10 protein-coding genes are annotated in these 13,440 nt (G+C 61.9%); 3 read left to right on the top strand and 7 right to left on the bottom strand.

Annotated elements, in window-relative coordinates; translation table 11 throughout:
• Nucleotides 1–149: 149 nt before the first annotated feature.
• From AC3WJB_RS13230 to AC3WJB_RS13245, 4 genes are all read right to left on the bottom strand, one after another.
• Nucleotides 150–950: a hypothetical protein gene (locus AC3WJB_RS13230; RefSeq protein ID WP_492682276.1), complete on the bottom strand. Its 801-nt coding sequence runs from the start codon at nucleotides 948–950 to the stop codon at nucleotides 150–152.
• A gap of 403 nt (nucleotides 951–1,353) precedes the next feature.
• Nucleotides 1,354–1,734 (bottom strand): hypothetical protein, encoded by a 381-nt coding sequence (locus AC3WJB_RS13235; RefSeq protein WP_492682278.1) that lies wholly within the window; start codon nucleotides 1,732–1,734, stop codon nucleotides 1,354–1,356.
• A gap of 439 nt (nucleotides 1,735–2,173) precedes the next feature.
• The gene (locus tag AC3WJB_RS13240; RefSeq protein ID WP_492682280.1) at nucleotides 2,174–3,760 is read right to left on the bottom strand and encodes a GMC family oxidoreductase; all 1,587 of its coding nucleotides are present in this window, start codon (nucleotides 3,758–3,760) and stop codon (nucleotides 2,174–2,176) included.
• Nucleotides 3,761–3,990: 230 nt separating this feature from the next.
• A complete protein-coding gene (locus AC3WJB_RS13245; RefSeq protein WP_492682282.1) occupies nucleotides 3,991–4,317 on the bottom strand; it encodes a DUF6249 domain-containing protein in 327 nt (108 codons plus the stop codon).
• A gap of 123 nt (nucleotides 4,318–4,440) precedes the next feature.
• On the opposite strand from AC3WJB_RS13245, the gene AC3WJB_RS13250 reads away from it, so the two are divergent.
• The gene (locus tag AC3WJB_RS13250) at nucleotides 4,441–5,016 is read left to right on the top strand and encodes an RNA polymerase sigma factor (protein ID WP_492682284.1); all 576 of its coding nucleotides are present in this window, start codon (nucleotides 4,441–4,443) and stop codon (nucleotides 5,014–5,016) included.
• Entirely contained in the window at nucleotides 5,013–5,486 is a 474-nt protein-coding gene (locus tag AC3WJB_RS13255; RefSeq protein WP_492682286.1) for a hypothetical protein, read from the top strand. The genes AC3WJB_RS13250 and AC3WJB_RS13255 overlap by 4 nt, the downstream gene beginning before the upstream one ends.
• Nucleotides 5,487–6,302: 816 nt before the next feature.
• On the opposite strand, the gene AC3WJB_RS13260 is transcribed toward AC3WJB_RS13255, so the two are convergent.
• The 3 genes from AC3WJB_RS13260 to AC3WJB_RS13270 all read right to left on the bottom strand — a co-directional run bounded on the left by AC3WJB_RS13260 (nucleotide 6,303) and on the right by AC3WJB_RS13270 (nucleotide 12,287).
• The gene (locus tag AC3WJB_RS13260; RefSeq protein ID WP_492682288.1) at nucleotides 6,303–7,427 is read right to left on the bottom strand and encodes a DUF262 domain-containing protein; all 1,125 of its coding nucleotides are present in this window, start codon (nucleotides 7,425–7,427) and stop codon (nucleotides 6,303–6,305) included.
• The gene (locus tag AC3WJB_RS13265) at nucleotides 7,406–8,347 is read right to left on the bottom strand and encodes a hypothetical protein (protein WP_492682290.1); all 942 of its coding nucleotides are present in this window, start codon (nucleotides 8,345–8,347) and stop codon (nucleotides 7,406–7,408) included. Before AC3WJB_RS13265 ends, AC3WJB_RS13260 begins: the two co-directional genes overlap by 22 nt.
• A 388-nt stretch (nucleotides 8,348–8,735) precedes the next feature.
• Nucleotides 8,736–12,287, bottom strand: a complete 3,552-nt coding sequence (locus AC3WJB_RS13270) for a methylmalonyl-CoA mutase family protein (protein ID WP_492682292.1) — start codon at nucleotides 12,285–12,287, stop codon at nucleotides 8,736–8,738.
• A 302-nt stretch (nucleotides 12,288–12,589) separates the two neighbouring features.
• On the opposite strand from AC3WJB_RS13270, the gene AC3WJB_RS13275 reads away from it, so the two are divergent.
• A complete protein-coding gene (locus AC3WJB_RS13275) occupies nucleotides 12,590–13,387 on the top strand; it encodes a M48 family metallopeptidase (protein WP_492682294.1) in 798 nt (265 codons plus the stop codon).
• The last annotated feature ends 53 nt before the right edge of the window (nucleotides 13,388–13,440 follow it).

Raw genomic sequence — 13,440 nt, forward strand, 5'->3', positions numbered from 1 at the left:
AGGACCGCGTCAGCGCCAAGGGCGGGCAGTCGGACATCACCGTGGGCAGAAACCGGGCAAAGGACATGGAGGAAGTCAAGCGGATCGAACTTGACTTCCTACGCCTCGATTTCAGGAATTGTCCCTGACACCTTTTCTGCGCCTCCCCATCACGGCCCCAGCACCCGCGGCACCAGCGCGTGCCATGCCGGCGTGTCCCACAGCAGCTGGACCGTGACGGCAAAGGGCAGGAACAGGCCCAGCCAAACCAGATACACGCGGGGTACCGTCTGCTGCCGGACCACGTCCCACAGGAACAGCGGCGACACGATCAGCAGCGTGTAGAGGTCGGTCACCAGCGGGCCGGCGTGGATGGACGGCAGCCATTCGATCCGGTCGATCGCCGCCTGCAGCGGCAACGCCGTCGCCAGGAACATCATCCGCTTGTGGAAGCCGGGATCGCGGCGCCGCGCGCGCAAGGCCAGCACGATGAAGATGGAGAAGAGCACACCGGCCTGCAACTGCAGCAAGGCGACATTGTCGAGGAAGCGCAGCGTCTGCCCCAGTTGCTCGCGGATCGGCGACGGCGCTGTCTGGGCGCCATTCCAGACCTGCTGGTACATCGTCGGGACGAGAACGAAGCCGGTGACGACGATGGCCGGCACCAGCCCGAACGCCACGCGGCCCAACAGCATGTGCCGGCCGGCGCGGCCGGTCGCCATCAGCCACGACTGCGTGAGCAGCAACAGCAGGAAGCTGCCCATCAGCGCGGCGTGCAGGTGCAGGATCGGCGGGAACGGCGGCCTCGCCCCCGTCCGCAACATGGCGAGCTTGCCGAGCGAATCGGGAATGAATCCGGTCAGGGTGATGGCGATGAAGAACGCCGCCATGAACACCCAGATCCAGCGATCGACGGCCAGGGCCAGCGGCCTGGTGGGCATGTAGAGCGCTTGCGCGTGGTTCGTGGACATGACGCCCCCGGGTTGGCTTGTTGCACACCGATGGCCCACCCGGTCTGCCGCCCATGCCGAGCATGGTGCCGCAAGCGCCGGCGAGCCCGAATACACCTGACGCCCGTGTTGTCGCCGGCAACAGCGGCAACACTGACGGCAGTGTCTGCCTCCAAGCTGGTACCGCCCCGCACTCTCTGTCGCGCCCCTGCCCGCGTTCGAGCATGTCGAAGCGTCGGCGCGACGCGCGCATGGTGAGCCTTCCTGCGCACGGCTGCAACAGCTGGAAAGTCGGGTTTACAAAGCCTGGGCAGAGTGCTCTTTCCATGCGCTTCCGGGGGTGGCCAACCTTCGCCGGGCCGGCCCGGCGCCCAAGCTGCGCTTCAGTGGGATCGTCGACCATGCAAGCCGGGCTTTCGTCATGTCATTCGTCGGCGGCGTCCCTGCGCAAAACATCGCTGATGCAGGCTTCGGCGGCGCCGCGGATGACCGTCCAGTTGCGCGTACCGTTGTCGTGCACGATCTGCCCCGGATCGACATGGGTGAGCAGCAGCTGGGTTTCGCCGGGCGTACAGGCCTCAAGTGGCACGAACAGGGCGACGATATCGCCGTTGTAAGTCGAGGTGCGATCCACGCGTCCGTCAGGCGTCAAAGCCGAGTGCAGCGCCTTCGATGCGTAATGGCCCCGCAGGCGGTCATCCACGCGCAGTGGATGGAAGTCGTGACCGTTGAGGGGATAGCGGAAGTAGTACGAAAACTTCCGATCCTGCCGCAACGCGTCCAGGTCGATGTCGTCCCACGCCATGGTTCTTCCCGTAGCTGTTTCGCCGCGTGCGGAGATGCGCAGAACATACTCCATGGCGCCAGCGAGGGTGGCATCGCAAGGGACTGAAAAAAGGGTGTCAGGCGACCTTTCCGAAAGTGCACTCTGACCCCTGTTTTGGTCATTAGCACGTACGCGTGGACGGCACAGCCGTAGCGTAGAGCCGCTTGCTGCAGCCCCGTCGGGTAGGTGCGGTAGTTGCTCTCTTCAAAGAAGCACGCCTGCCGGTCGTTCCCGCGCTGCACCACATGCTGCGGGACACCGGCAAGATCCGGGCGAGGCTGCCGAGGTATCGGGTTCTCCTCGAAAACCCCAGCGTGCCCCGCCCGCCTCCACCCGTCTGTCAGCGCCCTCCGCAGACCGCGTCAGAAAGGGGCTCTGACCCCGTTAGTCGCCGTTAGTCGACCCCATTGGTTGTTGGTCACGCGTCGAGAATCAACTCGCTCGCCCGCTCGGCAAGCATGAGGGTCGCGGCATTGGTATTGCCCGAAGGCAGCGTCGGCATGACGGAAGCATCGACCACGCGCAGGCCTCGCACGCCGTGCACGCGCAGTTCGCTGTCGACGACGGCGTGATCGTCCTTGCCCATGCGGCAGGTGCCGACCGGGTGATAGACCGTCTCCGCCTTGCGCCGGATGAAATCGACGTACTCGGCATCCATGCTGATGGTGCTCGCAGGAAATATCGGCCGTCCGCGGTAGGCGTCGAACGCGGGCTGGTTCATGATGTCGCGCGCGACGCGCGCCCCTTCGATCAACGTTGCCAGATCATGCCCCTCGGCGTCACTCAAGTAATTGGCGTGGATGGCGATGGGCTGCGCCGGATCTGCTGAACGCAACCGCAGCTGGCCGCGGCTGCGCGGGTGCAGGTGGCATGCGTGCAAGGTGTAGCCATAGCCGGGCAGACGATGGCGCCCATGGTCATCGAGCAGTGCAGGCACGAAATGAAACTGCAGGTCGCAGCGGTCGTCCGTGGCCAGGCGACTGCGCACAAAGCCACCGGCTTCGGCGATATTGGAACTGCCGGGTCCGTCGCGATGACGCAACCAGCGCAGCCCCGTGGTCAGCTCGTTGAGGTGATCGTAAGTGATTTTCTGCGTACTGGCGTCCAGCGTGCAGATGTCCAGGTGATCCTGCAGATTGCCGCCGACCCCGGGCAGGTCGGCGACCACGTCGAGGCCGTGTGCCCGCAGGTGGTCGGCCGGCCCGATGCCGGACAGCAGCAACACTTGTGGCGAGTTGATCGTACCGCCGCAGAGAATCACCTCGCCGGCCTCCACATGCTCCGTGCCGTGCCGCCCGTGCCGCAGTTGCACACCGACTGCGCGGCCCCCGGCGATCACCACGCGTTCGACGAAGGTGTGGGTGCGTACCTGCAGATTCCGCCGATCGCGTATTGGTTTGAGCCACGCCGCCGCAGCCGAGCAGCGCACGCCATCGCGCTGGGTTACCTGATACAACCCGAACCCGGCCTGCCGGGCGCCGTTGAAATCGTCGTTGCGCGCAAACCCGGCGCTGACCGCGGCCTCGATGAGAGCCGCTGACAACACGTTGTGGTACCGCAGGTCGGAAACACCCAGTGGGCCACCGGCACCATGCCACGCGCTGGCACCACGACTGTTGTCCTCGCTGCGCAGGAACCATGGCAGCACCTGTGGCCAGGACCAGCGTGCGTCGCCGCTGGCTGCGGCCCAGCTGTCGTAGTCTGCGGCCACACCGCGGATATAGCACATGGCATTGATCGAACTGGAGCCGCCAAGGGTCTTGCCGCGGGGCCACCACAATTGGCGCTGATTGAGCGCGGGTTCCGGCTCGGTACGGTAATTCCAGTTGACGTGCCGGTTGTTGGCCAGCCTGGCCAGGCCGGCGGGCATGTGCAGCAAGGGATTCCAGTCGCGCGGACCGGCTTCAAGCAACAGCACGCGCTTGGCTGGATTCGCGCTGAGCCGGTTGGCGAGCACGCAACCGGCAGAGCCGGCACCAACGATGACGCAATCAAGGTTATCCAAGGTCGCTCCCCCAGCGCGTGAGGTGCCTGCATGCTAGGGGTTTGTGCGGCAAAAAAGCGAATGGTTGCGGCCGGCCGGGGCGCGTGTATGCCGCTAGCGCGCGTGGCTCGGCCAGCGGGGGATGACGCGCAGCACCCATGGGCTCGACCACACCGCAGCTGGACCAACGTGTGCGCTTTTGCAGAAAGGGGCTCGGACCCCGCTAGTTACCCCGGGTTTCCGTACAAGCTTCAGGACAGCTTGCGCGAGATGGCGAAGAACACCAGGTTGCCCAACCCGGTCGCACCCGCCAGCACCGCGACCATGCCGGGAGTCACTTCCTGCCAGCCGAACCACTGGATCAGCGCGAACCCCAGGCCGACGGAAACCAGCACAATGCCCCAACGCAGCGACGAATGCCGGCGACGCTGTTCCTCGTCGACCATGATCGATTTGACCAGTTCCTCCGAGCCGCCGGCACCAATCATGCGACTGCGCACACGGGCATCGACCACGACCTTGATGGCGTAGGCAATGCAGATGAACAGCACGATCGGAATGAAAACTCCAAAGTCCATGCAGAAGCTCCTTGGTCAATGGCCGCGACAGGCGACCGCTTGAAGCCACAGATACGCGCGACGTCCCGACGGTTGCAGTGGCGCGCTTGCAACCGTCGAGGCAGTGCGCGTATCTCTGCCCCCATGGATGACGTGCGCCCAGGCGAGCGTGAACTGGTCGACGCCGTACTGGCCAACCGGCCAGGGGCGTTTGCGCGCCTTGTGCGCGAATACCAGGGGCTGTGCTGGCACATCATCCAGCGTATGGTGCGCAACCCCGAGGACGCGCGCGAGCTGTGCCAGGACACCTTCCTGCGCGTGCACCAGTCGCTGCATCAATACCGCTACGAGAGCGCATTGAAATCATGGATAGCACGGATCGCCTGGAACATCACGCTGCGCCACCTGCAGCGCAAACGCATTCCGCTGGTCCACAGCGACGACGACGATGAAACCAACCTCGTCGAGCAGGTCGGCGACGGCTTCGACCTGGAGGCCGCCTGCGCCGACCAGCAGATCGCCCGGCATCTGCGTGCCGCGATCGACCAGCTATCGCCCTTGCAACGCAGCGTGCTGACCCTGTATCACCTCGAGGAGATGACCATCCCCGAGATTGCCCGCATGACCGGCCTGGCCACGGGTACCATCAAGAGCCACCTGTTCCGCGCCCGACTTCGCCTGCGTGGTGAACTTGAGGCCCGGCTGGGAGTTGTTGCATGAATCCGACCACCAACGATGAGCTTCCGATCTTCGCCGACCCCGCTCATGAGCGCGAATGGCTGGCGCAGGAGCACGCCATGCGAGTCGAACGCCTCCACCTCGACCCCGGCGCCGACGATGCCCGCACGCAGCGCTACCGCCTGCTGGCGCGCGTATTGCGCGAGTCGCAGCCAGATGGCCTGCCGACCGACTTCGCGCAACAACTGGCCAACCAGATTGCCGCGGCGCCGGCCAACGTCGTCGATACCCGCTTCGAGCGCGTACTGACCGCGAGCCTCGGCATCACCCTGCTCCTGGCCGCCGTCGTGGTGAGCACGCTGTATGGCGGCAGCTGGCTCTCCGCCATCAGCACAGCCGTGCCGATGCCGCCACCAGGCGCCTCCCGCTGGCTGCTCGCCTTCGGCGCCTGCGTCGGCCTGTCGTGGCTGTTCGGGATGCGGCACCAGACCAAAAGGGACAGAGGGGATTAAGGGCAACGCGCCCTCGGCCCCGACGACTTCGGTGCCATGGTCGTGGCCAAAACCCGCCGCTTCGCAGGCGTTCGGCCCGCGCACCGACCACGAAACCCCAGCACCATCCGTCCCCAATCGACCCCAACACGAATTCAAACGGGCGCGAGTGGACCTGTCACCGTTTTGTTCCTCGACGATTCTATCTACACATCTCTACCATCACGGTATCAATCTCGACGAGCCACTGCCGAGTAACTGATCCACCGCGAGACGCACTAGCAGGCAACAACATTACCTCTGCCAGATCACATAACGCGTAGTGGCCCCGGCCACGCGCGACCTTCTCAATTTTCACTCTTGTGTCCTCACACTTATGAGCAGCAAAATTCCTAACCGAGTGAAGTTCGCGCAAGAACGACGGAGACAAGCTTACCGCCCTCTGAACGGAGCTTACGTTTTGTATAGACATTTCTCTGCAACAGCGCTCGATAACCGAAATATCCCGCCAAGCTGGTTCATGTAGTGGATTTTTATGGTTTGGCCGCGGTACTCTTGAAAAATGCTTTGTTAAAAAGATACAAATATCAGTCCGCGACCAACCTTTAGTGATGGGGGAAAACCAATAAAAGCCATTAACAGACTTAGCTCCGCGACAGCAATTGATCGCGTAACTTCGACAAAACTGCGTCCACAGATTCAAAGACTCAATTGCTAAATAAAGCAACATCCTGTCGCGTACTGGACCCAAGGAGTTGCGTGCTGTGTCCTCAATAGCCAAATACCGAGCAATGCGCGTCCTCCTTGGGCGTAACAACAACTCAAGTGGCATTGCATTCAATTACGTACAGCCTTGAGAAACGCGGCGAACCGATCAAGCCGATGCACAGCTGTGTTGGTAGACTTTGAAGCAGCCTCCCACAACTTTCTGTCATCACCCTGACGCGGGGCTTCGTCATCGTCGAGATCCATCACCTGCGAGAGTTCAAGCAACCTTGCCTGTCGCCTATCCGGCGGCGCGAGGCCCTGCCCCCCCGGCAAATCGATTGGAATTGTATCGATCGTACTGACAGCATGCATTAGGGCAAGGAGGAGGGAATAAACATTAAATGGCTTCATCATCGATGTATCGACGAGTTCCTCCATCTCACTAATCGCCTCCAGCGCGTCCGCGAATCGGCGCGTGACCTCAACGCTCCCAGGATACACTCCTCCCGCTCCCTCATCGCGCGGACGCGGCTGAAAGTATACGTTGGAATTTTGGTCCGGAGGCCCATTATTCTCACTATACAAGGTGTCAAGCTTTCTTGCAGTAGTCGTCGACACGCCGTACATCAAAGCGTGGATGACTTCAGCAACGAGCTTCGCATCAGCCATCCTAGAAAACTGCTTAACGCTAAATACATGAAATCGCTCAAACAGAGGACTCGCCATCTGTGCTATTTTATAAACGAGCCATTTCATAGCGCCCTGATACCTGGCGTGCCGCTGCTCTTCCTTATTAAGCGAGACAGTGTTCGAATTAATTCTCCTGAACAACTCGATGATTTCCTTATCGCGAGCCCCCGTCAACACGTCCGCCTGAATTGAAAATGACAGGAACTGTTGCTTAAGCACATCGGTTAGATCGTCGTAGTAACAACCATCAGCTCCGTCAACTTCAGAGTTCTTTGATAACGCAAAAGCATTATTATAATAATCGACAATCGCCTTCGTGCGTTGCTGACCATCGACAATTTCTGATGTGGTACTTCTAGTTACAACATCGGTGATTTGCCGAATGGACAACTTCGGTATAGGGTAGCCGAGCAAGATACTTTCGATCAGAAACGAACGGGCAGCAGTCGGCCACACTGAGTCGGACCGCTGATAGTTGCGGTTTACAACAAACTCGCGACGCTCAACGCGGCCAACAAAATCAGTAACAGTAAACGAGGTTGTCAAACTCGTAAATGCGGGCATCCTTTTCTCCTGAAAGTCAATACGCTTTCGACAGGATTGGCGATCGAGCTCTTTACTCTACCCATAGATCTAGGATTGGCGTAGTCCCATCTATACGTCGATTCGAATCCGCACTCGGCCATCAATTCGATGCACACATGAGCGAGATCGATCTTCATATTTTTATACGCAGATTCCTGAACCACCAATGCCACTTGTGCTCGCTGTCGAGTGACTCTCGCCAATTCAGCGATCGAACCGTGAAGCTTGGAAAAATAATCCTGATAGGTCCTAAAGTAGTACGTCGCAGAAGCTTTCGAAGGATGTTCCTGAATCGCCCGGAGAATTTCGCTCACGAGCTTCGACTCAGCAGGTCCACCTCTTTCTGCTTTGCTTGAAAGGGTCGTACCGAGCATATTCCGTCGAAGTGCTCGAAAGTCATCTTCTTGGTAGCCAAGTATTGCCAGCTCCAATCTGGTTGCAGCTGCATAATCGATGCGGGTGCAGTAGGGGGGCGAGGAAATCACAACATCCACGGAACTTGCCGGAAGCGGGAGTGATCTCGAATCAGCTATTTTGATAGTTGATTCCGCCAGTCTTGTTAGACTATCTTCAACTTCTAGTAGCTCAATGTTTGCGAGGTCTCGGACCAGTTCTTCCCGAATGTAGCGCATAGATGCGTGAATTTTCTCTGACGTTGTTACCTCACGTTTCATCCATGTTGGGTTAGACACGGCTATACGCTTGGCTAGACGACGTACCAAGCGAAATATTAGCACGAAGAAAAATGCAGCAAGTGATGATAATTGGTCCACGGGCATAAGCTGCAGCCCATTATCAACGAGAAGGTCTAAGGTAGAATTGATGACTGCGCGGATACGTGATGCGGTTCCATCGTCAAACCACGCCGAAAGCGGTTCCTTTCGGATATGTGCTCTCATTCCGGGCGCTACACGCACGATCTGCTCCAACAGCGGCCGTAAACTTGGAGATATGTTTGACCCGAGCAGCCTAGCTTTCGCGACTACTACCATTACTGGGTTCAGGTCGAAGCCGACCGAAAATAGTCCAGACCGTGAACAAATTGTTGTAGTGGTTCCCGAACCATTCCAAGGGTCGAGAATTAAGCCAGTGTCTGACGTTACGCCAAATTCGCCTAGAATATCTTCGACAAACCCAGGAGAATAACCAGCGTAGTACGGGTACCAATGGGCCCTGCCCGACTGTGTTCCTGGTCGAACTTTTGGCGTTCTGGGTCGATGGCGCATCATTCTTCGCCGTGGCTAGGCATAGCGTTTCCGTGTGCTTTAATGGGAACAACCTATCCGATCACATATTGCGACGATACTCCCCGCCCACCTCATACAGCGCATGGCTGATCTGCCCCAGCGAGTTGTATTTCACCGCCTCGATCAGCTGCTCGAACACGTTCTTCCGCTCACGCGCGATGTTCTGCAGAACCTTGAGGCTGTCCGCCGCCAATGAATTGCGCGCCTCCCCGAACGCGCGCACGTTGGCGATCTGCACCCCCTTCTCCTCCTCGGTCGAGCGGATCAGCTCGATCTTGGTGGCAACCTCGCCGGCATGTTCCTTGGGCAGGAAGGTGTTCACGCCGATCAACGGCAACGACCCGTCGTGCTTCTTGCGCTCGTAGACCAGCGATTCCTCCTGGATCTTGCCGCGCTGGTACATGGTGTCCATGGCGCCGAGCACGCCGCCGCGCTCGCTGATGGCCTCGAACTCCTTGTACACGGCTTCCTCGACCAGGTCGGTGAGCGCCTCGACCACGTAGCTGCCCTGCCAGGGGTTTTCGTTGAAGTTGAGGCCAAGTTCGTGGTTGATGATCATCTGGATCGCCACGGCGCGGCGCACGCTTTCTTCGGTGGGCGTGGTAATCGCTTCGTCGTAGGCGTTGGTATGCAGGCTGTTACAGTTGTCGAACAGCGCGTACATGGCCTGCAGCGTGGTGCGGATGTCGTTGAACTGGATTTCCTGCGCGTGCAGCGAGCGGCCCGAGGTCTGGATGTGGTACTTCATCATCTGGCTGCGGCTGCTGGCGCCGTAGCGCTCGCGCATGGCGCGGGCCCAGATGCGGCGGGCGACGCGGCCGATCACGGTGTATTCCGGGTCCATGCCGTTGGAGAAGAAGAAGCTGAGGTTGGGCGCGAAATCGTCCACCTGCATGCCGCGGGCGAGGTAGTACTCGACGATGGTGAAGCCGTTGCTCAGGGTGAAGGCGAGCTGGCTGATCGGGTTCGCGCCGGCTTCGGCGATGTGGTAACCGCTGATCGACACCGAGTAGAAGTTGCGCACCTTGTGGTCGACAAAGTACTGCTGGATGTCGCCCATCATGCGCAGCGCGAATTCGGTGCTGAAGATGCAGGTGTTCTGCGCCTGGTCCTCCTTCAGGATGTCGGCCTGCACGGTGCCGCGCACGCGGGTCAAGGTGTCGGCCTTGATGCGCGCGTAGGTTTCCGCGTCGACCAGCTGGTCGCCGGTCACGCCGAGCAGGGCGAGGCCCAGGCCGTCGTTACCGGTGGGCAGGTCGCCGTGGTATTGCGGACGCTGTTTACCCTCATAGAGCTTGTCGATCTTCTTTTTCGCCGCCGCCCAGCGCGTGTCATCCTCGCGCAGGTACTTCTCGACGTTCTGGTCGATGGCGGTGTTCATGAACATGGCCAGGATCATCGGCGCCGGGCCGTTGATGGTCATGGACACCGAGGTGTGCGGATCGCTGAGGTCGAAGCCGGAGTACAGCTTCTTCATGTCGTCCAGCGTGGCGATGTTGACGCCCGAATTGCCGATCTTGCCGTAGATGTCCGGTCGCGGCGCCGGGTCTTCGCCGTACAGCGTGACCGAGTCGAACGCGGTGGACAGGCGCGTGGCGGCGCCGCCCTGGGAGAGGTAATGGAAGCGGCGGTTGGTGCGCTCGGGCGTGCCTTCGCCAGCGAACATGCGCGTGGGATCCTCGCCGCTGCGGCGGTAGGGGTAGACGCCGCCGGTGTACGGGTAGTGGCCGGGCAGGTTTTCCTTGCCGAGGAAGCTGACCAGCTCGCCCCAGTCCTTCGACTTTGGCGGCGCCACTTTCGGAACCTTCTGGTGGCTCAGCGACTCGCGGTAGTTGTCGACGCGGATGGTCTTGCCGCGCACCTGGTATTCGTTGACGTCGGCGGTGACGGAGGCATGCAGCTTCGGCCACTGGCGCAGTTGCGCGATGGCTTCGTGGCTCAGCTCCTTCAGCGCGGCGTTGTAGCGCTGGCGCAGGACGAGCACGGAGCGGTCCGCACCCTCCTGCTGCAAGGCGTCGCTGCGGTAGAGGTCGAGCGGCGCGGGCAGCTTGTCGTCGCCCAGCGCCTTCAGCGCCTCGTAGTAGTGCTGCGCCTTGCTGGCAAACCCGGCCTGGGTCTCGATGCCCTTGTTGATGGCGCGGCCCTGCTCGGCGATCTCCGCCAAGTAGCGCACGCGGGCGCCGGGGATCAGCACCGTGGCGCGTGGTTCCTTCAGCGTGGTGTCGACATCGGGCTTCCAATCGCAGCGGGGGGAAAGGGGGTCAGAGTCACTTTTCGACCCTGCATCGCGATTTCCCTCTGCGTTCTCGCTCGAAAAGTGACTCTGACCCCCTTTTCCTTTCCCCTTCTCGCGCATGAGGCGGCAGAGGTTGGCGAACATCCAGGTGATGCCGGGGTCGTTGAACTGGCTGGCGATCGTGGGGTAGACCGGCACGTCCTCGTCTTTCACGTTGAACGCGGTGCGGTTGCGCTTCCACTGCTTGCGCACGTCGCGCAGCGCGTCCTCGGCGCCGCGCTTGTCGAACTTGTTCAGCACGATGAGCTCGGCGAAGTCGATCATGTCGATCTTCTCCAGCTGGCTGGCCGCGCCGTAGTCGCTGGTCATCACATAGGCGGGGAAGTCGACCAGGTCGACGATCTCCGAGTCGCTCTGGCCGATGCCGGCGGTCTCCACGATCACCAGGTCGTAGGGCTGGCTCTTCAGGAAATCGATGCAGTCGTGCAGCACCACGCTGGTGGCGGCGTGCTGCCGGCGCGTGGCCATGGAGCGCATGAACACGCGGTGGCTGCGCAGCGCATTCATGCGGATGCGGTCGCCGAGCAGTGCACCGCCCGTGCGCCGACGCGTGGGATCGACCGCGAGCACGGCGATACGCATCTGCGGGAAGTACTGCAGGAAGCGCAGCAGCAGCTCGTCCACTACCGACGACTTGCCCGCGCCGCCGGTGCCGGTGATGCCGAGCACCGGCGTCTGCTGGCCGGCGAGTTTCCACTGCCTGCGCAGGCGCTCGAGTTCGGCCTCGCCGTAGTGGCCTGCCTCCAGGGCGCTGAGCACGTGGCCGATGCTGATCTCGTCGTCGACGTCGGGTTGCGCATGGCGGCGCGCCTCGCGCTCCGTGATGCGCGCGGCACGTCCGTCCCGGGCGCGCTGCATCACGTCCTCGATCATGTGTACCAGGCCCAGGTGCATGCCGTCATTGGGGTGGTAGAGGCGCTCGACGCCGTAGGCTTCCAGCTCCTTGATTTCTTCCGGCGTGATCGTGCCGCCACCGCCGCCAAACACGCGGATGTGGCTGGCGCCCTTCTCCTTGAGCATGTCGATCATGTACTTGAAGTACTCGATGTGGCCGCCCTGGTAGGAACTCAGGGCGATCGCATCGACGTCTTCCTGCAGCGCGGCGCGCACCACGTCCTCGACCGAGCGGTTGTGGCCAAGGTGGATGACCTCGGCGCCCTGGCTCTGGATGATCCGCCGCATGATGTTGATCGCGGCGTCATGGCCGTCAAACAGGCTGCCGGCGGTGACGAAGCGCAACGGGGCGGTGTCAGGGCGCGGTTCGCCGGCGGGAAACTGGGATGCGGGGGCATTCATGCGGTTGCTCGGCCTCGATATTCCTTGATCTGCCCGATTGTACTGCGTGGGTCCGGCGCCCGCCCCGCGCCGCACGAGGGGTCAGAGCCACGCTCGCGTGAGCGTGCGGCGCATGATCAGGGGGCGTAGTCGGAAGATGGCCCTGACCCTGCGTCGCCTGGCACCATGCGTCGACACGTCGTGCACGCGATGTGGAGTACGGCTTGGCGCGGCTGCCCGACACTTCCACGCCAGCGTGACCGCGGGCAGGCAATACTGGTGCGCTGCCCCCACGCAGCACGATTACCCTGGAGGAACACCCGATGAAATATCGCTACCTGCTCATCTCCACCGTCGTCGCCGCGCTGGCCGGCTGCGTCACCTCGCCCACCGGACGCTCACAGCTGATGATGGTGTCGGACAGCCAAATGAGCCAGATGGGCCTGAGCGCGTTCGACGACATGCGCAAACAGGGCAAGTTCGTGGACGCGCCGCGTGAGCGCGCGTACGCCACCTGCGTCGCCAACGCGTTGGTTGCGGTGCTGCCACCGCCTTGGAACACCCAGCAGTGGGAAGTACAAATCGTCGGCGAGGACACGGCAAACGCCTTCGCCCTGCCCGGCGGCCGCATTGGCGTGAACCAGGGCATGTTCAAGGTCGCCACCGACCAGGATCAGCTGGCCGTGGTGCTCGGCCACGAACTCGCGCACGTGGTGGCCAGGCACGGCGCCGAGCGCGTGTCCGACAATCTCGCCGCCCAGGTGGCCGTGGCTGCCGGCAGCGCCTATGCCGCCAGCCGCGGCGATACGGCCGGCTATACCGCCGCGGCGCTGGGCCTGGGCGCGCAGGTAGGCATCCTGCTGCCCTTCTCGCGCACGCAGGAAAGCGAGGCTGACGCCCTGGGCCAGCGCTACATGGCCGCAGCCGGTTTTGACCCGCGTGCCGCCGTGACGCTCTGGCAGAAGATGGAACAGCAGGGGGGCAGCAAGCCGCCGGCCTTCCTCTCCACCCATCCTTCGTCCGGGCAACGGGCAGAAATATTGGCGCGCCAGGGGCAGCAATTGCTGCCGGTCTACCAGCGGGCCCGCACCAGCGGCCATGACCCGGCATGCCGGATGTAGCCAGACGCCTGCTCCGCGGCAGGCCGCAATTGGACGGCTAATGCGCTTGACGG

This window comes from Rhodanobacter sp. FW510-R10 (assembly GCF_058781105.1).

Coding starts and splice junctions, on each gene's coding strand:
- AC3WJB_RS13230 (WP_492682276.1), bottom strand. CDS start 950: ATGTCCACGAACCACGCGCAAGCGCTCTACATGCCCACCAGGCCGCTG.
- AC3WJB_RS13235 (WP_492682278.1), bottom strand. CDS start 1,734: ATGGCGTGGGACGACATCGACCTGGACGCGTTGCGGCAGGATCGGAAG.
- AC3WJB_RS13245 (WP_492682282.1), bottom strand. CDS start 4,317: ATGGACTTTGGAGTTTTCATTCCGATCGTGCTGTTCATCTGCATTGCC.
- AC3WJB_RS13250 (WP_492682284.1), top strand. CDS start 4,441: ATGGATGACGTGCGCCCAGGCGAGCGTGAACTGGTCGACGCCGTACTG.
- AC3WJB_RS13255 (WP_492682286.1), top strand. CDS start 5,013: ATGAATCCGACCACCAACGATGAGCTTCCGATCTTCGCCGACCCCGCT.
- AC3WJB_RS13260 (WP_492682288.1), bottom strand. CDS start 7,427: ATGCCCGCATTTACGAGTTTGACAACCTCGTTTACTGTTACTGATTTT.
- AC3WJB_RS13265 (WP_492682290.1), bottom strand. CDS start 8,347: ATGAGAGCACATATCCGAAAGGAACCGCTTTCGGCGTGGTTTGACGAT.
- AC3WJB_RS13270 (WP_492682292.1), bottom strand. CDS start 12,287: ATGAATGCCCCCGCATCCCAGTTTCCCGCCGGCGAACCGCGCCCTGAC.
- AC3WJB_RS13275 (WP_492682294.1), top strand. CDS start 12,590: ATGAAATATCGCTACCTGCTCATCTCCACCGTCGTCGCCGCGCTGGCC.